22 protein-coding genes are annotated in these 23571 nt (G+C 40.0%); 21 read left to right on the plus strand and 1 reads right to left on the minus strand.

Annotation, left to right across the window (positions count from 1 at the left end):
• Positions 1-17 precede the first annotated feature (17 nt).
• The 20 genes from glgB to ABP870_RS04470 all read left to right on the plus strand — a co-directional run bounded on the left by glgB (position 18) and on the right by ABP870_RS04470 (position 20718).
• Positions 18-1895, plus strand: coding sequence for a 1,4-alpha-glucan branching protein GlgB (glgB, locus tag ABP870_RS04375; protein WP_350014263.1), 1878 nt, complete (start codon positions 18-20; stop codon positions 1893-1895).
• 70 nt (positions 1896-1965) lie between these two features.
• A complete protein-coding gene (locus ABP870_RS04380) occupies positions 1966-3105 on the plus strand; it encodes a glucose-1-phosphate adenylyltransferase (RefSeq protein ID WP_350014264.1) in 1140 nt (379 codons plus the stop codon).
• Entirely contained in the window at positions 3095-4228 is a 1134-nt protein-coding gene (gene glgD, locus ABP870_RS04385; RefSeq protein ID WP_350014265.1) for a glucose-1-phosphate adenylyltransferase subunit GlgD, read from the plus strand. Before ABP870_RS04380 ends, glgD begins: the two co-directional genes overlap by 11 nt.
• Positions 4225-5658, plus strand: a complete 1434-nt coding sequence (glgA, locus tag ABP870_RS04390) for a glycogen synthase GlgA (protein ID WP_350014266.1) — start codon at positions 4225-4227, stop codon at positions 5656-5658. Before glgD ends, glgA begins: the two co-directional genes overlap by 4 nt.
• 213 nt (positions 5659-5871) lie before the next feature.
• Positions 5872-6075, plus strand: coding sequence for a F0F1 ATP synthase subunit C (locus ABP870_RS04395; protein ID WP_062709297.1), 204 nt, complete (start codon positions 5872-5874; stop codon positions 6073-6075).
• Between the two features lie 36 nt (positions 6076-6111).
• Complete coding sequence (gene atpB, locus ABP870_RS04400) at positions 6112-6828, plus strand: F0F1 ATP synthase subunit A (RefSeq protein WP_350014267.1); 717 nt, start codon at positions 6112-6114, stop codon at positions 6826-6828.
• 16 nt (positions 6829-6844) lie between these two features.
• Positions 6845-7342, plus strand: coding sequence for a F0F1 ATP synthase subunit B (gene atpF / locus ABP870_RS04405; RefSeq protein WP_350014268.1), 498 nt, complete (start codon positions 6845-6847; stop codon positions 7340-7342).
• On the plus strand, positions 7342-7878 hold the full coding sequence (locus tag ABP870_RS04410; RefSeq protein WP_350014269.1) for a F0F1 ATP synthase subunit delta: 537 nt from the start codon (positions 7342-7344) through the stop codon (positions 7876-7878). Before atpF ends, ABP870_RS04410 begins: the two co-directional genes overlap by 1 nt.
• Positions 7879-7893: 15 nt before the next feature.
• A complete protein-coding gene (gene atpA / locus ABP870_RS04415) occupies positions 7894-9399 on the plus strand; it encodes a F0F1 ATP synthase subunit alpha (protein WP_350014270.1) in 1506 nt (501 codons plus the stop codon).
• A gap of 14 nt (positions 9400-9413) precedes the next feature.
• On the plus strand, positions 9414-10289 hold the full coding sequence (locus ABP870_RS04420; RefSeq protein ID WP_350014271.1) for a F0F1 ATP synthase subunit gamma: 876 nt from the start codon (positions 9414-9416) through the stop codon (positions 10287-10289).
• A gap of 97 nt (positions 10290-10386) precedes the next feature.
• A complete protein-coding gene (gene atpD / locus ABP870_RS04425) occupies positions 10387-11793 on the plus strand; it encodes a F0F1 ATP synthase subunit beta (RefSeq protein ID WP_062709279.1) in 1407 nt (468 codons plus the stop codon).
• A 12-nt stretch (positions 11794-11805) separates the two neighbouring features.
• Positions 11806-12225 (plus strand): F0F1 ATP synthase subunit epsilon, encoded by a 420-nt coding sequence (locus ABP870_RS04430; protein ID WP_062709277.1) that lies wholly within the window; start codon positions 11806-11808, stop codon positions 12223-12225.
• A 495-nt stretch (positions 12226-12720) separates the two neighbouring features.
• Positions 12721-12945, plus strand: a complete 225-nt coding sequence (locus tag ABP870_RS04435; RefSeq protein WP_350014283.1) for a DUF1146 family protein — start codon at positions 12721-12723, stop codon at positions 12943-12945.
• A 42-nt stretch (positions 12946-12987) separates the two neighbouring features.
• Entirely contained in the window at positions 12988-14256 is a 1269-nt protein-coding gene (murA, locus tag ABP870_RS04440) for a UDP-N-acetylglucosamine 1-carboxyvinyltransferase (protein ID WP_350014272.1), read from the plus strand.
• A 1-nt stretch (position 14257) separates the two neighbouring features.
• On the plus strand, positions 14258-14446 hold the full coding sequence (locus ABP870_RS04445; RefSeq protein ID WP_350014273.1) for a DNA-directed RNA polymerase subunit beta: 189 nt from the start codon (positions 14258-14260) through the stop codon (positions 14444-14446).
• Between the two features lie 33 nt (positions 14447-14479).
• Positions 14480-15361: a DNA/RNA non-specific endonuclease gene (locus tag ABP870_RS04450; protein ID WP_350014274.1), complete on the plus strand. Its 882-nt coding sequence runs from the start codon at positions 14480-14482 to the stop codon at positions 15359-15361.
• Between the two features lie 539 nt (positions 15362-15900).
• Positions 15901-16947 carry a phenylalanine--tRNA ligase subunit alpha gene (pheS, locus tag ABP870_RS04455; RefSeq protein WP_350014275.1) on the plus strand — a complete coding sequence of 349 codons (1047 nt, stop codon included), beginning with the start codon at positions 15901-15903 and terminating at the stop codon, positions 16945-16947.
• 94 nt (positions 16948-17041) lie between these two features.
• Complete coding sequence (locus ABP870_RS04460) at positions 17042-17557, plus strand: GNAT family N-acetyltransferase (RefSeq protein WP_405054638.1); 516 nt, start codon at positions 17042-17044, stop codon at positions 17555-17557.
• Between the two features lie 321 nt (positions 17558-17878).
• On the plus strand, positions 17879-20284 hold the full coding sequence (pheT, locus tag ABP870_RS04465; protein WP_350014277.1) for a phenylalanine--tRNA ligase subunit beta: 2406 nt from the start codon (positions 17879-17881) through the stop codon (positions 20282-20284).
• A gap of 56 nt (positions 20285-20340) precedes the next feature.
• Positions 20341-20718: an OsmC family peroxiredoxin gene (locus ABP870_RS04470; RefSeq protein WP_350014278.1), complete on the plus strand. Its 378-nt coding sequence runs from the start codon at positions 20341-20343 to the stop codon at positions 20716-20718.
• 213 nt (positions 20719-20931) lie between these two features.
• On the opposite strand, the gene ABP870_RS04475 is transcribed toward ABP870_RS04470, so the two are convergent.
• Complete coding sequence (locus tag ABP870_RS04475; RefSeq protein WP_350014279.1) at positions 20932-23109, minus strand: LTA synthase family protein; 2178 nt, start codon at positions 23107-23109, stop codon at positions 20932-20934.
• Positions 23110-23297: 188 nt separating this feature from the next.
• On the opposite strand from ABP870_RS04475, the gene ABP870_RS04480 reads away from it, so the two are divergent.
• The coding region (locus tag ABP870_RS04480; RefSeq protein WP_350014280.1) for a transposase family protein at positions 23298-23571 on the plus strand (274 nt) is incomplete at its 3' end.

A 23571-nucleotide genomic window follows, 5' to 3' on the forward strand; every position in this document is an offset into this window, starting at 1 on the left:
GCAGAAAGGATGGTGCTATGGATAGAGATGGGCATCTCTATACCTTAGGTATAGGAGAAAATTATCATTTACAAGATTTTTTAGGGGCGCACGAAGCTTCTGGTGATGAGCAAACAGGTTACCATTTTAGGGTTTGGGCTCCAAATGCTGAAAATGTGCAGATCATTGGTGATTTTACAGGTTGGTACGACTTTCCCCTGCAGTTACAACGACATGAGACGGGTGTTTGGGAAGGTCATAGTCCTTATGCTTGCGAAGGTCAAATATACAAGGTTCTCGTTCAAAGGCAAGGTGGCCAAGTTATTGAAAAGATTGACCCCTTTGCTCGCTATCTGGAAAATCGTCCAAGCACGGGAGCTATTTTACAAAAGTCAGATAACAGAAAATGGAAAGACGGACTCTGGATGGGACGCCGAAAACGCTTTGGATTCAAATCGCGCCCTGTCAACATATACGAAGTTCATGCTGGCTCTTGGAGAACAGATGATTCGGGAAATCGCTACACCTTCAAACAGCTCGAAAAGGAATTGATTCCCTATCTGGTTGAGATGAACTACACTCATGTTGAGTTTTTGCCTGTGATGGCACATCCATTAGGCATGAGTTGGGGTTATCAGCTTATGGGATACTTTGCTTTTGAACATACTTATGGCACGCCTGAAGAATTTAAAGATTTTGTGGAAGCTTGTCATCTCCATAATATCGGTGTCATCGTTGATTGGGTACCAGGTCATTTCACGCAAAATGATGATGCTCTGGCTTACTATGACGGAACACCAACCTTTGAATACCAAGATCCTGATCGAGCTAGAAATGTTGGCTGGGGAGCCCTCAATTTCGACTTGGGAAAAAATCAGGTTCATTCCTTCCTAATCTCATCCATTCTTTATTGGATTGAAGCCTTTCATATTGATGGTATTAGAGTTGATGCTGTGACGAACATGCTCTATCGCGATTTTGATAAAGGACCGTGGACACCCAATATTTTCGGAGATAATCGCAATCTTGAAGGGATTAACTTTTTACAAAAAATGACAACGATTGTGAAAAGTTATCACCCTGGAGTCATGTTGATTGCTGAAGAGTCTTCATCACATTTACCAATAACCAAGCCAGTTGAAGAGGGTGGTTTAGGATTTGACTACAAGTGGAATATGGGATGGATGAATGACATTCTTAGATTTTATGAAGAAGATCCTATCTATCGCAAAAATGATTTTAACCTAGTCACCTTTAGTTTTATGTATTGCTTTAAGGAAAATTACATTCTGCCCTTCTCACATGACGAGGTAGTGCATGGTAAGAAAAGTATGATGCACAAAATGTGGGGGGATCGTTACAAGCAATTTGCAGGACTTCGCAATCTTTATGCCTATCAGATCTTCCATCCTGGTAAGAAGTTACTTTTCATGGGGTCAGAATTTGGCCAATTCTTAGAATGGAAGTCGCATGAACAGCTAGAATGGCAAAATATCGAAGATCCTATGAACCAAAAAATGCAATTTTTTACCAGTCAACTGAATCGTTTTTATAAAGACCATAGAGCTTTGTGGCAGATTGATGATTCATACGATGGTATAGATATTATTGATGCAGATAACAAGGAAGAAACCATCTTAGCCTTTGCTCGACAAACCAAAAAAGGCGAGCTTCTTCTTGGTGTTTTCAATATGACACCGGTCGAAAGACGAGATTATACGGTCGGGGTGCCTGTAGCAGGTATTTACGAAGAAGTGATCAATACTGAACTTGAGATTTATGGTGGAACGTGGACTAAGGGCAATTCACCACAGAAAACAGTGAAAACAAAGTGGAAAGATTATGACCAGACGCTAAGCTTCACGCTACCAGCCTTAGGAGCAAGTATCTGGAAGGTCAAACGACGCCTAAAATAATTTAGAGCATTCTCATGACGATCATAGAGCAATAATTGCCAGTTGTTTAAGATAAAAAGAAGGAAAATGTATGAAAAATGAAATGTTAGCTCTCATCTTAGCCGGCGGACAAGGAACTAGGCTAGGAAAATTGACACAAAATATTGCTAAACCAGCAGTTCAATTTGGTGGGCGATATCGCATTATTGATTTTGCCTTATCAAACTGCACAAACTCAGGTATTCAACAAGTCGGCGTGATTACCCAGTACCAGCCCTTAGGATTGAACCAGCACATCGGAAATGGTTCTTCGTGGGGGTTAGACGGCATCAATGCTGGTGCAACTATTTTACAACCCTATTCAGCAACAGAAGGCAATCGTTGGTTCCAAGGAACTAGCCATGCCATTTACCAAAATATTGAGTATATTGACAGGATCAATCCTGAATACGTTTTGATTTTATCAGGCGACCATATCTATAAGATGGATTACGACGATATGCTTCAGACTCATAAGGATAATATGGCGAGTTTGACGGTAGCTGTTATTGATGTTCCCCTAAAAGAAGCTAGTCGTTTTGGAATTATGAATACTGATTCTAATGATCGCATTGTTGAGTTTGAAGAAAAACCAGAACATCCAAAATCCACAAAAGCATCTATGGGAATCTACATTTTTAACTGGGAAGCTCTTCGTGAAATGCTGGTCAATGGCGAAAAAAATGGAGTTGATATGTCGGACTTCGGACAAAATGTCATCCCAGCCTACCTTGAATCAGGTGAGCGTGTTTATACCTATAACTTTAAGGGATATTGGAAAGATGTTGGAACCATTGAATCATTATGGGAAGCTAATATGGAATACATCCCAGTCGATAACGAGCTTGACAGTCGTGACCGTTCATGGAAAATTTATTCTAAAAACGAGATTGCACCACCTAACTTTATTTCTGAAAAAGCAGACGTCAAAGATTCATTAGTTGTTGATGGTTGCTTTGTTGACGGGAAAGTATCGCATTCCATTTTGTCAACTAATGTGCAGGTTAGAGAAGGGGCTCATGTCCAAGACAGTTTTATCATGAGTGGTGTTAAAATCGGTAAGGAAGCTCTTATCAAACGTGCTATTATCGGTGAGGGAGCAACCATCGCAGATGGTGTTGTTATCGATGGAACAGATGAGGTTCAAGTTGTAGGATACAATGAAGTAGTGGGGGTACCGAATGAAGATTGATAAATACACAGCCATTTTGGGCAACGCCGTTGGCTACCATGATATGGAAAGTTTGACGAATAATAGACCGCTAGCCAATCTCCCTTTTGATGGGAAATACCGCTTGATTGACTTTCAGTTATCAAGTCTTGCCAATGCAGGTATTCGTAGCGTTTATGGGATTTTCCGTGGGCAAAATATTCGATCGGTATTTGATCACGTACGAAGTGGTCGTGAGTGGGGCTTGAACACTTTGACCAGTCATTACTTCCTTGGTTTTTATAATACTGACGACGAAACAACCATGACGGACAAGGATTATTATAGCCAGATTTTGACCTACCTCAAACGTTCAGGATCAGATCAAACCGTTTATATGTCTTGTGATATCCTATCAAATATTAATATTGAGCAAGTGATTCATCTTCATAACGCTAATAAGCGTCATATCACAGTAGTCTATAAGCGATTAGCTAAAGGAGCTATCTCCTCAGCTAACGAAGTTCTAGCTATTGACGAACACGACAACGTGATTGGCAAACAGAAATTAGAAGATGCAGTAGAGCCTGTTCCGATGTCAGCGGATATCTATGTGGTCAACACTCCTTGGTTGATTGAAAAATTAGAAGAAGAAGCACAAAAAGAAAAACCGCGAAAGATTCGTTACTTACTTCGTGAGTTAATCGTTACAGAGCAAGCACTAGCCTTTGAGTATACAGGTTATTTATCAAATATTACATCCGTAAAATCCTATTACGATGCTAACATGGATATGTTGGACCCTCAAAAATTCTACTCACTTCTTTATTCAAATCAAAAGGTATATACTAAGGTTAAGAATGAAGAATCTACTTATTTTGACCAATCATCTGAAATCAATAACTCTCAGTTTGCATCGGGCTCAGAAATTTATGGACAGGTCAACCACTCTATTGTTTCAAGATCTTGTCACATCGCTAAAGGTAGTCGCATCGACCATGCCCTTATCTTCCCTAAAGTGACCATTGAAGAAGGTGCTGTCGTTGAATATGCCATTATCGATAAAAATGTTACGGTTCCAGCTGGCGTAACGCTTAAAGGGACGATCGAAAAACCATTGGTTATTGGAAAAGGACAAGTCATTACAGGAGATATAATTCAATGAAACTCTTATTTGTAGCGGCAGAGGGTGCTCCCTTTTCTAAAACAGGAGGTCTGGGAGATGTGATTGGTGCGCTCCCCAAGTCTCTTGTCAAACATGGTCACGAAGTGGCTGTCATCTTGCCATACTACGATAGTGTAGCAAATAAATTTGGAGATCAAGTAGAAGACTGTTTTGACTTTACAGTCAATGTCGGTTGGCGCCATCAATACGCAGGAGTAAAGTACATTCAACGCGATGGTGTTCATTTCTTCTTCATTGATAACCAATACTATTTCTTCCGCGGCTCTGTTTATGGTTTTTGGGACGATGGTGAGCGCTTTGCCTTTTTCCAACTAGCTGCTTTGGAATTAATGGAAAAAATCGACTTTATTCCTGACATTCTTCATGTTCATGATTACCATACAGCTATGGTGCCATTTCTATTGAAAGAAAAATACCATTGGATTCAAGCTTATCAAGGTATTAGGACGGTCTTTACGATTCATAATATTGAATTTCAAGGCCAGTTTGGACCAGAAATGCTGGGTGATCTGTTTGGTGTAGGAAATGAACGTTATGAAGATGGTACTCTACGTTGGAATAATTGTCTCAACTGGATGAAGGCAGCAGTTTTGTATGCTGACCGAGTTAGCACAGTATCGCCATCATATGCACAAGAGATTAAAACACCAGCATTTGGTAAAGGCTTAGACCAAATCATGAGGATGGAATCTGGTAAATTATCAGGCATCGTCAACGGTATTGATACTGATTTGTTGAATCCCGAAACAGATCCGCTTATTCCTTACCACTTTTCTAAGGATGACTTGACTGGAAAAGCTAAGAACAAGGCTGTCTTGCAAGAACGCATGGGTCTTCCTGTCAAAGCAGACATACCATTGATTGGTATTGTTTCCCGATTAACAGATCAAAAAGGATTTGATTTGGTTGTTAGCGAATTAGAACATATTTTACAGCATGATGTACAACTCGTTCTTTTGGGAACAGGTTATGCAGATTATGAAAATGCCTTTTCTTGGTTTGCCAGCCAGTACCCAGATAAGTTAGCGGCTAATATCTTGTTTGATCTAGGGCTAGCCCAAGAAATTTATGCGGCGTCAGATCTCTTTCTTATGCCATCAGCCTTTGAACCCTGCGGTTTATCTCAAATGATGGCCATGCGATATGGATCATTGCCGATTGTCAGCCAGGTCGGTGGTTTGAAAGATACGGTAGAATCCTACAATGAATTCACCGGTCAGGGCACAGGTTTTTGCTTCGGTGAATTGACAGGATATTGGTTAACCAAGACGATAGAAAGAGCCTTGCAAGTTTACAGTCAAGATAAAAGAGCTTGGCAGGGGTTACAGCATGAGGCTATGTCACGAGATTTTTCATGGGACACAGCCAGTCTAGCCTATGAAGAACTGTATCAGCAATTACACGAATAAAATAATAAGGAAGTTAGAGGTAATCTGACTTTCTTTTCGCGCTAGCTAGCTATGAAACTATATATAGGTAGAAACTTGTTTTAATGGTCAAATAATGGTCAGTGATGGTTTAAGATTTAGTTCAGGAAACGCTAATAATACTTATTTTCATTGACATCACTATAAAATAGGACTAAAATAGCATGGTAAAAAATTTTAAAGGAGAATTCTATTATGAATTTACAAATTTTGGCACTCGGTCTCGCAGTTATGGGTGTAAGTATCGGTGAGGGGATCCTCGTTGCGAACATTGCAAAATCTGCAGCACGTCAACCAGAAATGTTTAGCAAACTGCAAACATTGATGTTTACAGGAGTTGCCTTTATCGAAGGTACTTTCTTCGTCCTTTTCGCTTTCACTTTCTTTGTCGGAAAATAATCGATTAACAGTGAACTGTAAAAAGGAGGGATAACATTGGGAGAAACACAAAATCCGACAGCAAGCTTTTTAGGTCTTGACTTTGATTTAACGATTCTTGCCATGACTCTCTTAACGGTTTTAATTGTCTTTCTTTTCGTCTTTTGGGCTAGTCGTCATATGACGATGAAACCTAAGGGTAAGCAAAATGTCCTTGAGTGGCTTTATGAGTTTGTTCAAAATTTGATTCGACCAAATGTAGGTGTTTATACAAAAAACTATACTTTTTTGGCATTTTCACTTTTTCTATTTGTTTTAGTAGCCAACAATATTGGTTTGGTAACGAAACTAGGGACAGAAGAATTCAGTTTCTGGACTTCTCCAACATCTAACTTCATGGTAGATTTTACCTTGTCACTCATTGTTGCAGCAATTGTTCATTTTGAAGGTATCCGTAAAAATGGCCTAGGTGGTTATTTGAAGGGCTACCTCACACCAACACCAGCGATGTTGCCAATGAATATTCTTGAAGAACTTACTAACGTTGCTTCTCTAGCGCTTCGGTTATATGGGAATATCTTTGCAGGTGAAGTGGTCATGACCTTGCTTTTACAATTTGCAAATTTAAGTATCTTTACAGCACCGGTGGCCTTTATTCTTAATTTGGCCTGGACTGGATTTTCAATCTTTATTTCATCAATTCAAGCCTATGTGTTTGTCTTGCTATCAACGAAATATATTGGGAACAAGCTAGATACACAAATCGAAGAATAAGAAAGGACAGGTAGAAATGTCTACATTAATTAACAGTACAAGTCTCGGTAATTTTATTATCGTGACTGGGTCATTTATACTCTTGATTGTTCTGATTAAAGTATTTGCTTGGGAACAATTGACAGGTATTTTTGACGAACGTGAGAAAAAAATCGCGGCTGATATTGATGGTGCTGAAGTAGCTCGCGAACAAGCCGAAGCACTGGCTCAACAACGCCAAGATGAATTGGCTGGAGCTCGTACAGAAGCTACTGAAATCATTGAATCTGCCAAAGAGACTGGTAAAAAACAAGAAGCACAAATCCTTGCTGAAGCTCATGAAACAGCAGGACGACTTAAAGATAAGGCTGAAGCTGACATTGCTCAAAGCAAAGCAGAAGCTTTTGCAGGTGTTAAAGACGATGTGGCTGACCTGACAGTTTTATTGGCTGAGAAAATCATGACTAAAGAACTTGATAAAACAGCACAAAGCAAACTGATTGATAACTACCTTGATCAATTAGGAGATGCGTAATGGATAAAAAGACATTAACGTTAGTTGAGAATTACTCAAAAAGCTTAGTTGATGTTGCGGTAGAACATAATCTTATTCGTGAAATCAAAGAAGATTTAATGGCTCTTCTAGAGATTTTTCAATCAACTGACTTGGCTAGAGTGCTATCTCATGACGGTATTAGCCAAACTGAAAAAGCAGCTCTTGTTAGTCAACTTCAAGAAGGAAGCCATGTTTTTGTGAATAACTTCTTAGAAGTCATTAAACAAAATGAGCGCGAGTCGCTTCTTGAAACCATCTTAGCTTCAGCTGTGGAAAAACTTTCAGTGACTGCTGGCGAGTTTCCCTTGGAAATTCAAGTTGCTGACTCTCTTTCAGACGATCAGAAATTACGTTTGAAAGCAGCTGCTGAAAAGAAATTTGCCATTTCAGTTGGTCAAGTGAATGAAGTTATCAATCCAGAGTTGATTGGTGGCTTTATTTTGAAAGCTAATAACAAGATTATTGATACAAGTATCAAATCGCAACTTCAGCAATTAAAAATGAATTTGAAATAGAAAGTGGTGTGACATTTGGCAATTAATGCACAAGAAATTAGCGCTTTAATTAAAAAGCAAATTGAAAACTTCCAGCCAAATTTTGACGTCACAGAAACTGGTAACGTTACTTATGTTGGTGACGGTATCGCACGTGCTCGTGGATTGAATAATGCCATGAGTGGTGAACTTCTCGAATTTTCTAACGGTGCTTTTGGTATGGCTCAAAACTTAGAGTCAAACGACATCGGTATCATCGTCTTAGGTGATTTCAGCACAATTCGTGAAGGTGATGTGGTTAAACGTACAGGAAAAATCATGGAAGTTCCTGTTGGCGAAGAATTGATTGGCCGTGTTGTCAATCCTCTAGGAATTCCAGTAGATGGACTTGGGGAGATTAAAACAAGCAAAACACGTCCGGTAGAAGAAGCAGCACCTGGTGTTATGGATCGTAAATCAGTTTCTGAACCTCTTCAAACAGGTCTTAAAGCTATCGATGCCCTAGTCCCAATCGGACGTGGACAACGTGAACTGATTATCGGTGACCGTCAAACAGGTAAAACATCTGTTGCTATTGATGCTATTTTGAACCAAAAAGATCAAGACATGATTTGTATCTATGTAGCTATCGGTCAAAAGGAATCAACAGTCCGTACACAAGTAGAAACACTTCGTCGTTACGGTGCCCTTGATTACACAATTGTTGTAACAGCTTCTGCCTCACAACCTTCTCCATTGCTCTATATTGCACCTTATGCCGGTGTTGCCATGGGTGAGGAATTTATGTACAATGGCAAGCACGTTTTGATTGTTTACGATGATTTGTCAAAACAAGCCGTAGCTTACCGTGAACTTTCCCTTCTACTTCGCCGTCCTCCAGGACGTGAAGCTTACCCAGGGGATGTTTTCTACCTTCACTCACGTCTTCTTGAGCGTTCTGCGAAAGTATCGGATTCTTTAGGTGGAGGCTCAATTACGGCTCTGCCATTCATCGAAACACAGGCTGGAGATATTTCAGCCTACATCGCGACAAATGTTATCTCAATCACTGACGGACAAATCTTCTTGCAAGAAAACCTTTTTAACTCAGGTATCCGTCCGGCTATTGATGCTGGTTCATCAGTATCACGTGTCGGTGGTTCAGCGCAAATTAAGGCGATGAAGAAGGTTGCAGGAACTCTTCGTTTGGACTTAGCTTCTTACCGTGAACTTGAAGCCTTTACGCAATTTGGATCTGATCTAGATGCAGCCACTCAAGCCAAATTGAACCGTGGACGTCGTACGGTTGAAGTCTTGAAACAACCCCTTCATAAACCACTTCCCGTTGAAAAACAAGTCTTGATTCTTTATGCCTTGACACATGGTTTCTTGGACAGCGTTCCAGTTGAAGATATCTTGAGATTTGAAGAGTCTATGTATTCTTATTTTGACACTCATCACGAAGAAATCTTTGAAACTATCCGAAATACTAAGGATCTACCTGAAGAGTCAGTGTTAGATGCTGCTATTCAAGAGTTTAAAGATCAATCACAATTTAACTAAGAGGAGGAAGCGATATGGCAGGTTCTCTTAGCGAAATCAAGGGAAAAATAGCTTCTACTAAAAAGACTAGTCAAATTACAGGAGCCATGCAGATGGTTTCTGCTGCAAAATTGACCAAGTCTGAGCAAGCTGCTAAAGATTTCCAAATTTATGCTAGTAAAGTTCGCCAAATTACAACTGATTTGATGAAAGCCGAATTATTATCAGGTTCGTCAAATCCCATGTTGATTTCTCGTCCCATAAAAAAAACTGGCTATATTGTGATTACATCTGATAAGGGATTAGTAGGTGGTTACAATTCTACTATCTTAAAATCGATGATGGACACTATCAGTGAATACCATCCAGATGGCAATGGTTTTGAAATCATTGCCATTGGTGGGATGGGGGCAGACTTTTTTAAAGCTCGTAGTATCGATGTTGCCTTTGAACTGCGCGGTTTAGAAGACCAACCTAGTTTTGAAGCAGTGGCTCGTATCATTTCCAAAGCAGTTGAAATGTATAAGAACGAGCTCTTCGATGAACTTTATGTCTGTTATAACCACCATGTAAACAGTTTGACTAGCCAAGTTCGGATGCAGCAAATGTTGCCTATTACGGAGTTAGATGCCAACGAAGCGACAGAAGGTGGAGCATCCTTTGAATTGGAGCCAAATCGTGAAGCTATTTTGGAGCAGCTATTACCTCAGTACACTGAAAGTTTAATTTACGGGGCTATTGTTGATGCTAAAACAGCAGAACATGCGGCAGGTATGAGTGCTATGCAAACAGCAACGGATAATGCCAAAAATGTTATTAATGATTTAACCATCCAATATAACCGTGCTCGTCAGGCAGAAATCACACAAGAAATCACAGAAATTGTAGCGGGTGCAAGTGCCCTTGAATAGTGATGATACTCACTATTTGAAAAAGATAGAACGACATTGCTTTTAATGATGTCGCTCAAAGTAGGAGTTATCCTAAAAATCTAAAAAGGAGAAATACATGAGCTCAGGCAAAATTGCTCAGGTTATTGGTCCAGTTGTTGACGTTGCGTTTGACACTAATGAACCTCTACCTGAGATAAATAATGCACTTGTTGTATATAAAGACAATGAGAAAAAACAAAAAATCGTTCTTGAAGTAGCTCTTGAACTCGGTGAAGGTCTCGTTCGCACTATTGCCATGGAGTCGACTGACGGTTTGACACGTGGCTTAGAAGTTCTCGATACTGGTCGTGCGATTAGTGTACCAGTTGGTAAAGAAACCCTTGGACGCGTCTTCAACGTACTTGGTGATGCTATCGACCTTGAAGAACCATTTGCAGAAGATGCAGAACGTCATCCAATCCATAAGAATGCCCCAACGTTTGATGAATTATCAACATCTACCGAAATTCTTGAAACAGGGATTAAAGTTATCGACTTGCTTGCTCCTTACTTAAAAGGTGGTAAAGTTGGACTCTTCGGTGGTGCTGGTGTTGGTAAGACCGTTCTTATCCAAGAATTGATTCATAATATTGCCCAAGAGCATGGTGGTATTTCAGTATTTACCGGTGTTGGAGAGCGTACCCGCGAAGGTAATGACCTTTACTGGGAGATGAAAGAGTCAGGTGTTATCGAAAAAACAGCCATGGTATTTGGTCAGATGAATGAACCACCTGGAGCACGTATGCGTGTTGCCCTTACTGGTTTGACAATTGCCGAATACTTCCGTGATGTTGAAGGTCAAGACGTTCTTCTTTTCATTGATAATATTTTCCGTTTCACACAAGCAGGTTCTGAAGTTTCAGCCCTTCTTGGACGTATGCCATCAGCCGTTGGGTATCAACCGACCTTGGCAACTGAGATGGGTCAATTACAAGAACGTATCACCTCAACTAAAAAAGGATCTGTTACATCAATCCAAGCGATCTATGTGCCAGCTGATGACTATACTGACCCAGCCCCAGCAACAGCTTTTGCTCACTTGGATTCAACCACTAACTTGGAACGTAAGTTGACACAAATGGGGATCTACCCAGCCGTAGACCCTCTTGCATCAAGTTCGCGTGCCCTTTCTCCTGAGATTGTTGGTGACGAACATTATGCTGTGGCTACTGAAGTGCAACGTGTTCTTCAACGTTACCGCGAGTTGCAAGACATTATTGCTATCCTTGGTATGGATGAATTGTCAGACGATGAAAAGACCCTTGTTGGTCGCGCACGTCGTATTCAATTCTTCCTTTCTCAAAACTTTAACGTTGCTGAGCAATTTACGGGTCTTCCAGGGTCATATGTTCCAGTTGCTGAAACCGTTCGTGGTTTTAAAGAAATTCTTGAAGGAAAATATGATAATCTTCCAGAAGATGCTTTCCGTTCAGTAGGTCCAATTGAAGATGTCATTGAAAAAGCTAAAAAGATGGGTTACTAATGAGGTGATCACATGACAGAAATGACAGTCCAAGTAGTCACACCTGATGGTATTAAATATGCTCATCGAGCTAGTATGGTCGTTGTTGGGACACCAGATGGTGAGATGGGGATTTTACCTGATCACGTTAATATCATTTCTCCCTTAACCGTTCATGAGATGAAAGTTTATCGTGTGGATCAAGATCAAACCATTAACTGGGTAGCTGTTAATGGCGGCATTATCGAAGTAAAAAACAATCAGATTACGATTATAGCTAATTCAGCTGAACGAAAACGTGATATCGATCTAGATCGTGCTGAGCGTGCTAAAGTTCGTGCCGAACGTGAATTGGAACAAGCACAAGAACAACATAAAAGTGCTGACCAAGTCCGTCGGGCTCAAGTTGCTCTGGAGCGGGCTATTAACCGTATCAACGTTGGAAATAAATAAAGGTCCATTGGACCCCGCAGGTTGAAGAAAAAGTCTATTTGGGACAATTTTCTTCAACCTTTTTTCATTTTCGTTAGACAAGTAAGAACCTCAGAAATGGATTAGCGAATCAACATTTCTAATACATTTTGACATTGCTAATCAAGTCTTATACGGTCAACCAGACTATCATTTAGAGGAGGGATGTCCACATGCTAAGATTCGTTAAGCCTTTTTAAGTTGCCTTGCGAAAACGGAAAAGATGTTATCAGTTATTCAGAAACTCCATGTTAAACGGGGGGAATTTGCTTATTTTTCTTTAAAGTGATGAGGGCTCAGTCTTATTTCTTACAGAGATCAAGACTATCGCCTATTATTTTTGAGTGTCGCATGGCAGCAATAAGAATGTGATTATTTTGAGGGCAACAATGAGTAGTCGTTTTTTAGTATCTAGGTAGCGATTTTCTTTTTTGGTAATTTATAAAAAACTGGTATAATAGTTTTATGCAAGTTGTAATGGAGTCTTTGGCTTTGTTGAGCCATATGGTTTTTATAGGTATTTTCTTTCATCTCTTAACACATTTAGTTGACTGGTCAAAAATACTAAAAATGAATCAAGATAATATAGGTCAAGTTAGACTTCTTGTTGTCTTATTGAGTCTTGTGTTTGGTTATATAGCCAGCCGATTTGTTCTTGAAATAATTACGTTAAGTCAAGCTTTTGCAACTATTTTAAATTAGATTTTGGTATTGAAGGATTATGAACAATACTTTGGAGTAACTATGGATAAAATTATTATCGAAGGTGGTCAAACCCGTCTTCAAGGTGAAGTAACAATTGAGGGAGCAAAAAATGCTGTCCTTCCACTTTTGGCTGCAACAATCTTACCTAAAGAGGGAACAACCACTTTAACGAATGTTCCTATTCTGTCAGACGTATTCACGATGAACAATGTTGTCAGAGGTTTGGATATTGCAGTGGATTTTGATGAAGAAAAGAACACTGTCGTCGTTGATGCTCAAGGCGATATTTTGGACGAAGCACCTTATGAATATGTTAGTCAAATGCGCGCTTCAATCGTCGTTTTAGGACCGATTCTTGCTCGCAGTGGGCACGCTAAAGTATCTATGCCTGGCGGTTGTACGATTGGTAGTCGCCCAATTGACCTTCACTTGAAAGGCCTTGAAGCGATGGGAGCTAAAATCACTCAAACAGCGGGTGATATTACGGCGACCGGTAAGCTTCACGGTGCTCGTATTTACATGGACTTTCCTTCCGTTGGAGCCACTCAAAACTTGATGATGGCTGCTACCCTAGCCGAGGGGACAACTGTTATCGAAAACGCTGCTCGTGAACCTGAAATTGTTGATTTAGCCCTTTTACTGGATAAAATGGGCGCTAACATTAGAGGAGCAGGTACTGAGGTCTTAACGATCACTGGGGTTGAGAAACTGCATGGGGCTGAACATCAGGTGGTTCAGGATCGAATTGAAGCTGGTACTTTTATGGTTGCGGCTGCCATGACTTCCGGTGATGTTTTAGTTAAGGATGCTGTCTGGGAACATAATCGCCCCCTTTTGGCAAAATTGATGGAAATGGGTGTTGACGTAACTGAAGAAGCAGCAGGTATTCGTGTTAAATCAGATGTTTCTAAATTGACACCAGTAACAGTGAAAACATTGCCACATCCAGGTTTTCCGACCGATATGCAGGCTCAGTTCACTGCACTTATGGCTACTGTTAAGGGTGAGTCTACGATGATTGAGACCGTTTTTGAGAATCGTTTTCAACACCTAGAAGAGATGCGTCGTATGGGGCTTCATTCTGAAATTCTTCGAGACACAGCCCTAATCCATGGTGGACAAGGTCTTCAAGGGGCACCCGTTATGTCGACAGATCTTCGTGCTAGTGCAGCCCTCATTTTGACAGGGATGGTTGCCAAGGGAACAACAACAGTTGGAAAACTAACTCATCTAGATCGTGGTTATTATCAGTTCCATACCAAATTAGCTAAGTTAGGCGCTAACATTCGTCGCATTTCAGAGGATTAAGATGAAACAACGGATTTTATATGTTTTAAAACAATATTTATTTATCATTGTCGTTGGCGCCTTATGTTTACTATTCTTAGCGTTAGGCATGGTAATTGGTTACGGCGTCATTGGTGATGGTAAAGATGCTTTCTCAATTCTATCGCTGGATAAATGGCAAGAGTTGATTGCTAAATTTAAGATAAAGTAGGCTTGTCCTACTTTTTTCATGGAATGGAGTTTTATGGCAAAACCTTATTATTCAAAAAAGTCGTCTAAATCAGCTATTTCTCTTTTAGCTGTAATTCTCACCTTAGTTTTAGGGCTTGTTGCTGGGAATGATAAACTTTCGGACGATAATCCTTTAAAACAGTTAGCACAAGTCGTCACGAATGCGTCAAATCAGGAGAAGGCGAGTTCTAATGGCTCAAGTGCCAATGATTTAACACCGAGCCAAACACTGGCACAATCTGTTTTAACCCCTTCTGTCAAAACGTCATTGGGTTCCAATATTAAATGGAATGGAGCAGGAGCTTTTATCATAAACGATAATAAAACCAACTTAAATGCCAATGTGTCGAGTATACCTTATGTTGATAATAAAACAAAACAAGTTCAAGGAGAAGTTGTTCCGACTGTGGCTAATGCTATGCTTTCCAAACAAAGTCGTCAGTATCGCGATCGTGCAGCAACAGGAAATGGTTCGACCTCCTGGAAACCAGCTGGTTGGCATCAGGTTCATGGTTTGTCTGGCGGATACGATCACGCTATTGATAGAGGCCATTTGATTGGCTATGCGCTTGCAGGTAATATAAAAGGTTTTGATCCTTCAGCAAGTAACCCTAAAAATATTGCCGTTCAAACGGCTTGGTCAAATCAAGCAAGAAGCCATGCGTCGACCGGTCAAAATTATTTTGAGACACAAATTCGCCGTGCATTGGATAATAATAAGCGAGTTCGTTACCGTGTTACTCTGGTTTACGATGGCGATAATATTTTGGCATCAGGATCACATCTTGAGGCAAAATCCAGTGATGGTAGTTTGGAATTTAATGTTTTTGTCCCCAATGTTCAACCAGGCATTACCTTGAATTATAGAAATGGACAGGTGACCGTTAATAACTAATTTAGTGGTTAATTAACGAACTGGCACTTGTTTAAGTGTCAGTTTTTTGATACACTGTTAGTAATTGAATATGTGTCTGTGAGACTAGTAATCTTAGGAAACTTGCCAGGGAATGAAGAGCGTGACTGGAACTCTTCTAAAGGGGAATAGGACGAATTCACTCATGTTAAAGACTATGAAATTAAGGTCTACTCAAGTAGATAAAAGTCGGATGGTACCGCGTGTCAACGCTCCGTTAAGAGAGCATTGGCACGTTTTTTTGTATTTGAAGACTACCTTAAAGATTCATTTTTACCACTGATACGCAATAACAATTAAAAACAGGCTGGGTGATGTTGATATCAATAGAACTGAGGTTCGTCATATCAAGTTGACAAGATCTGATTTTATTTGTCGAATTGTATTAATTACTGATGAAAGGAAGGTTTGGTTACAGTCATCGTTTGACTGCAATTGAACAAGAGCCCAAACAGTCAGAGTGTGGCAGTCTAATAGACTTGTTTCTCTCTTGCTATCTAAGGCTCAAAGTATTTGTATTTATGGATTTACAAGCTAAATTAGAAGAGTTGAAAAACTCAACGCAGGCTAGATTGAAAGAATTGAACGGAGATCACTCCAAAGAATTACAAGACTTGCGTGTACAAGTTCTTGGGAAAAAAGGATCTTTGACAGAATTACTCAAAGGGCTAAAGGATTTATCAAATGACTTGAAACCTGTTGTGGGAAAACAAGTTAACGAAGTCCGTGACGTCTTGACAAAAGCTTTTGAGGAACAAGCTGAAATTGTTCAAGCGGCTAAAATCAAGGCACAGCTAGAGTCAGAAACACTTGATGTTACCCTACCAGGCCGTCAAATGGCCTTGGGTAACCGTCACATCTTGACGCAAACCAGTGAAGAAATTGAAGATATTTTTATCGGTATGGGGTATCAAGTTGTGGATGGTTATGAAGTTGAAAAAGATTACTATAATTTTGAACGCATGAACTTGCCAAAAGATCATCCCGCTCGTGATATGCAAGATACGTTCTATATCACAGAAGAAATCTTGCTCCGTACCCATACGAGTCCAGTTCAAGCACGTACGATGGATGCGCATGACTTCAGCCAAGGCCCGCTTAAAATGATTTCTCCAGGACGTGTTTTCCGTCGCGATACGGATGATGCCACTCACTCACACCAATTCCACCAAATTGAGGGTCTGGTTGTTGGAGAGAATATTTCAATGGCTGACCTCAAAGGGACACTTGAATTAATTAGCCAAAAGATGTTTGGTGCTGACCGCAAGATTCGTCTTCGCCCATCCTACTTCCCATTTACAGAACCATCTGTTGAGGTTGATGTTTCTTGCTTCAAGTGTGGCGGTGAAGGGTGTAACGTTTGTAAGAAAACGGGTTGGATTGAAATTCTTGGTGCCGGTATGGTTCACCCAAGTGTTCTTGAGATGTCCGGTGTTGATTCGGAGAAATACTCTGGTTTTGCCTTCGGTTTAGGTCAAGAGCGTGTAGCCATGCTTCGCTACGGTATCAATGATATTCGTGGATTCTACCAAGGAGATACCCGTTTCTCAGAACAATTTAAAAGCTAAACGTATTGATATTTCTAAGAAATGATTGATATAGAAAGAATACATAGCTTTCTAATGGCGCCGTAGTTAAGTAAAGGAAGTGGCCGTGCCTAATATTAAAATAGAACCCATCTCATCACATCAAGTAGAAACGCTTCGTCAACTGGCGATGGATACCTACAGAGAAACCTTCGGACATGATACGACAGAAGAACAACTTCAAGCTTTTTTTAATAAAAATTATCATCTAGATGTCTTAAAAGCAGAATTATTATCTGATGAATCTGATCATCGCTTCGTTTATGTTGATGACCAGCTAGCTGGTTATCTCAAGGTCAACTGGGGTTCACAGCAGACAGAGCAGGAGTTGGATAATGCTTTTGAAATCCAACGCATTTACATTCTCAAAGCTTTTCAAGGGTATGGTTTAGGTAAAAGATTATTTGAACTAGCTTTGGAAATAGCTGAATCAGGTGACTTTGAATGGGCCTGGCTAGGTGTCTGGGAGCATAGTATTAAGGCTCAAAACTTTTATGCAAAATATGGATTTGAAAAGTTCGCAGAGCACGCCTTTGTCGTCTCAGAAACCAAAGTGGATACTGATTGGTTATTAAGAAAACGATTGAAATAGGCTGCTGATTATAGTCAAATGAATTAGCTTTCAGACAAGGGACACAAAGATGCAGACAGTACTCGCGTACGGCAAGTCGAAAGTGACGATGTATCAAAGTTAATTCAAAATACTATAAAACGACAATAACAGAAAAATACTTGAATAAGATGCAACAGACTTTCCATAAGTCTTCAATATTAAAATCAAAAACGAAAGGATTGCTTGGTTAGACTGAACCGAGCAAGGGATTCCACTTTTGGCAAACTTGTCTGCTTAATGAAGATAGGCAGATGACATTGATAAAGAGTTGTTGAAAAAGAGTCCCAAAATAGCTTAATTATGTTAGTTTCTTATAAATGGCTAAAGGAGTTAGTGGACATTGATGTGCCATCTTCTGAATTAGCTGAAAAAATGTCAACGACAGGTATTGAGGTTGAAGGTGTAGCAACACCTGCTGAAGGCTTGTCTAAATTAGTGGTGGGACACGTTATCTCATGTGAGGATGTTCCAGAAACGCACTTGCACCTATGTCAAGTGGATACAGGGGATGGGGAACCTCGTCAAATTGTCTGTGGCGCACCAAATGTTACCTCAGGGATTAACGTTATTGTTGCTGTGCCGGGCGCACGTATTGCCAATAACTATAAGATTACAAAAGGAAAAATTCGCGGGATGGCATCTCTTGGAATGATCTGCTCACTTCAAGAATTGGGATTACCAGAAGCTATTATTCCTAAAGAGTTTTCGGAAGGTATTCAAATTCTTCCAGAAGATGCTGTTCCCGGCGACAGCATCTTCCCCTACCTTGGTCTGGATGATGAAATCATCGAGCTTTCCATTACTCCAAATCGTGCTGACGCCCTTTCAATGCGTGGTGTTGCTCATGAAGTGGCTGCTATTTACGGCAAAAGTGTGAATTTCCCAGAGAAGTCAGTGACAGAATCCTCCAAAGCAGCGAAAGACGTTATTGATGTGGCTATCGCATCTGATAAGGTCATGACCTACGCTAGCCGTGTGGTTGAAAATATAACAGTAGCACCAAGTCCCCAGTGGCTGCAAAACCTCCTCATGAATGCCGGAATCCGTCCTATCAACAATGTTGTTGATGTGACTAACTACATTCTGCTCTACTTTGGACAACCCATGCATGCCTTTGATTTGGATAAGTTTCAAGGTAATCAAATCCTGGCACGTGATGCTCGTGATGGTGAGAAATTAGTAACTCTTGATGGTGAAGAACGTGACTTGACAGCTGATGATATCGTTATTACAGTAGCTGATCAACCAGTCGCTCTTGCTGGTGTCATGGGTGGTAAAGATACTGAGATTGATAACTCTTCTAAGACTGTCGTCCTTGAGGCAGCTGTTTTCGAAGGTAAATCTATCCGTAAAACGTCAGGTCGTTTAAACCTCCGCTCGGAGAGCTCATCTCGTTTTGAAAAGGGGATTAACTATGATACAGTGACAGAAGCTCTTGACTTTGCAGCAGCTATGCTTGAAGAATTAGCTGGTGGAACAGTCCTAGCGGGTCGTGTTCAGGCAGGTTCTGTACCAACTGATTCAGTTGAAGTTTCAACAAGTTTGGACTATGTCAATATTCGCTTGGGAACCGCTTTGACTTATTCAGATATTGAAAATGTCTTTGCTAAACTTGGTTTTGGTTTATCAGGGTCAGCAGAAAAATTCACTGTTTCTGTTCCTCGCCGTCGATGGGATATCAGTATTCAAGCTGATTTGGTTGAAGAAATCGCCCGTATTTATGCTTATGACAAATTGCCAACAACGCTTCCAGAAACGTCTGGAACAGCAGGTGCTTTGACAGCTACTCAGAAATTGCGTCGTAAAGTGAAAACATTAGCAGAAGGAGCTGGTTTAACAGAAGTGATTTCCTATGCTTTGACAACACCTGAAAAAGCGACAGCTTTTACTGCTAAACCTAGCCATTTGACAGAGTTGATGTGGCCAATGACAGTCGATCGCTCTACCCTTCGTCAAAATATGACGTCAGGGATGTTAGATATTGTCGCTTATAATGTGGCTCGCAAGAACAAAAATCTTGCTCTTTATGAAATTGGTAAAGTCTTTGAACAAACTGGAAATCCAAAAGAAGACCTTCCAAATGAGGTTAACACCTTTGCTATGACCTTGACTGGCCTTGTTGCGGAGAAAGATTTCCAAACAGCAGCGACTCCGGTGGACTTTTTCTATGTCAAAGGTGTTATTGAAACTATTTTTGATCATCTTGATTTGGATGTGACTTATGTCCCAGAAAAAAATATGACTAATATGCACCCAGGTCGTACAGCAGCTATCGTATTGGCTGGTGAAACAATTGGTTTTGTCGGACAAGTGCACCCACAGACTGCTAAAGATTTTGATATTCCAGAAACTTATGTAGCTGAGCTTAATTTGACGGCTATTGAAGCAGCATTGACAAACGATTTAGTCTATAAAGACATCACAAAATACCCTGCCGTTTCTCGAGATATTGCTTTGCTATTGAACCAAGAAACAAGCCATCAAGAAATTGTTGATGTTGTTGAGAATGTTGGTGTTAAACGTCTAACAGCTATCAAACTCTTTGACGTTTATGCAGGTAACAATATTGAATCGGGTAAGAAATCCATGGCTTACAGCTTGACTTTCCAAAATCCCAACGATAACCTAACGGATGAAGAGGTAGCTAAGTACATGGACAAAATTACAAAAGCTCTAACTGAAAACCTTGGAGCAGAAATTCGATAAACAATTAAGCTCAAGTCTAAGGCTTGAGCTTTTGGATATTAGAAAAGAGGTTATAAATGTATCAAACTAAAGTAAAAGGCGATAAGCTTTATCATTCAGTATCAGAAGGCTATGGTGCTCCTATTGAGCTCTTTGGTTTTCCTAAAGATGGTGAGACGCCGATGAGCTTGGTTAATATTGCACTAGCTTCATGTGTGACCATGTGTGTTCAAGGGTATTTTGCTCGTTTTCATCAAGAGACGGTGGTAGCTAGTCTGGTTGATTCATCTTATGATGAAGGTCACTTTAACGTGCTTATAGGTATTGATCACAGCTTAGATGATAAGATGATTGGTGATATTTTGGCCTACATAGATGACCAATGCCGCGTTAAGAGCATCCTTCGAGACGACTTGATTTATAATATCCGTTTAGTAGAAAATCGCGACCTTTAGACTTAAGGATAATAAATGAGATTATCAAAACTGTAAGTAATAGTATCATCGCAGTAACACGTTCATACATTAAAACATCTCTTTGAAGATACTGGTTGGTCTTTATAAAAGCTGAGTCAGTTAAAAAATGGATTTAAAGCTTGGATGATATTGGGTGATACAAAGAGGCTATCCTTCAGAAAAGAATAAAAAGAACTTCGCCTGAAGTTCTTTTTATTCTTTTTCAGCTTCTTCTGAAGCAGCGCTTGTTGAAGAGGAATCGGCAGTAGCTGTTTCTTCTGGATTTAGCTGCATGTAACTTGGTGCTTTAAAGAAATCTTGTGTTGATTTGTTACCGTGTCTGCTATAGATGCTTGTCGACTTGTCACCCAGCTTTTTCTCAAGAGACTTCATAGTTTTCAGCGAGTCAATATAGGAAATGTTGCTAGAGTCAACTTTTTTAAGATTGTTATCTTCATCAAAGCGTAATAAATCACCAGTTTGGACTGCATCGCTCATTTTAAGCTGTTTGGCAACTTCCTCACGGATTTGTTTGTTCGTCTCCTTGGTTGATTCATCAGGGTTTGTGATGAGTTCACCGGTTTGGGTATTATATAACTTACCATCGTAGCTAGTGTACTCAGGTGTCACATAGGTACCAGATGTTCTGAAGGCAACAATTTGTTTATTCTCTGGTGAGAGGAGATTTTGTCCCAACTGAACATACTTAGAATTGTCAATACCAAGTAAAGGCAGAAGGGTTGGTAGATTGTCGACTTCACCACCATAGGTATCACTGATAAATCCTTTATCCATACCAGGGATATGAATCATGTAAGGAACACGTTGTAACATAGCATTATCATACTCTGACCACGTTTGAGGGTCCTTACCGAGTAACGGTGCAAGGCTTGTGTTACGAGAATTAGAAATTCCGTAATGATCTCCATACAGAATGAAAACGGAATTATCGTAAACACCAATAGCTTTCAAGTATTCAAAGAAAGCTTTCAAGGAAGAGTCCAAATAGTTGGCAGTGGAGAAGTAACCATTGATAGTTTCATCATCTGTTTGAGCTAGTGGGAAACCTTGTTCCTCATCTTCGCCAGCTAAGCTGGTGTAGGGGTAGTGATTGGTGACAGTGATGAATTTAGTGTAGAAGGGCTGTTGCATATGCTCAAGATATCTAATGGAATCAGAGAACATGTGCTTATCATTTAAACCATATTGGAAAGAATTGGTTTTGGTCAATTTTTGGAAATAAGATTCATCAAAGAAGTAGTCATATCCCCATTGTTTATAAGCATTGTTACGGTTCCAGAAGGTACCTACATTACCGTGGAAAACGGCACTGTCATAGTTGCCATTTTGTTTCAAAATATTAGGAGCGGCATACTGTGTATTGTCACCACCGTAATTAACCATAAATGAGCCACTATTTAACCCAAAGAGGGAGTTTTCCATCAGGGTTTCAGCATCAGATGTTTTACCAGCCTTAACTTGATGGAAAAAGTTGGAAAAAGCAAAGGTTTCTTTTGAATGATAAAGTGAATTGATAAAAGGCGTGACCTCATGCTCTTTACCATCGACATTTAGCTTGTAGTCAATCAAGAACTGTTGGAAACTCTCAAGGTGAATGACAATGACGTTACGCCCTTTGGCAATACCGTAATAATCAGGATTAGGGGCCGTGTATTGTTCTTTGACATACTCTTTTACAGCTGTTAATTCTTCGGCGGTGGCCCCGCTACGCTCTTTTTCTGCTTGGTAAGCTTGATTACCACTATAAGCAGAAAAAGCAGGAAGACCGAGCGCTCTGACTAAATAGAAGTTAGAGAAACCACGAGATAACAGCTCTGGCCGGTCAATTTCAGCTAGGAATAAATTGGCTGAGAAGAATAAACCAGATAAGGCAGTTACGGCAAAACTAGCTCTCTTATTAAAAGGACGATCGTCTTTCGTAACTAGCTTTTTGAAAAAGAGATAGCCCAGTAAGATAAAGTCAATCACATAAAAAAGATCTGTGATGCGAATGAGATTAAGAGCAGAATCACCTAAACCAGCTGCTGCTTTACTACTTCCAAGCATCGTAGAAACTGTAATAAAGTCTGAAAATTCACGGAAGTAGAAGGCGTTTGCGATGACTAGAATGGTCAATAATATATAGATAATCCAGCTAATCGCGTAAAAGAATCTTGTTTTTTTAATGTAAAGTGCTAACCCAATAAGAAGCAATCCAACTGGAATCGGATTGATAATTGTTAGAAAGGTTTGATAAAAATTTTCAATGTTAAGCACAAAGTCGATGTTGTAAGCCCAGAGGGTTTTCAACCAATAAAAAAACAATAGGGTAAGGACAAATCCCAAGCGGGTACTCATCACTTTTAGTATTGTATTGATAATTTTTTTCACAACAATTTCGTTCCTTGTTTATTTTCCTAAATAAAGAATCTCAAGTCTCATTATAACATAAATTAAAAAGAGGTCACAAATAGAAGCTGTTCACGACAAACGCATGAAGAAACCATCGTTTTCAGATAACAGTTTCATAAAATAAGTTTGACCCCTTTGCTATACTAAAGATAGTGGAGGATTTTGTTATGAATGAGATACTAGATTTCTTGATAGGTGTTCGCGATGACAGAGAAGCATGGAAAATTAAACACCGCTTATCAGATATTGTATTGCTTATTTTCTTCGCACGCCTATCAGGTGCAGAATATTGGGACGAAATCGAGGAGTTTGGAAATGCCTATGAGTCTTCCTTGCGAACTGTGTTGGAGTTAGAAAATGGGGTTCCGTCTCACGATACGCTACAACGTGTCTTTGCCACCCTAGATCCTCAAGTTCTAGTAGAAGTGACGCAGATGTGGT

Origin of the sequence: Streptococcus jiangjianxini (assembly GCF_040225085.1) — a bacterium.
In the GTDB taxonomy this organism is placed as follows: Bacteria; Bacillota; Bacilli; order Lactobacillales; family Streptococcaceae; genus Streptococcus; species Streptococcus jiangjianxini.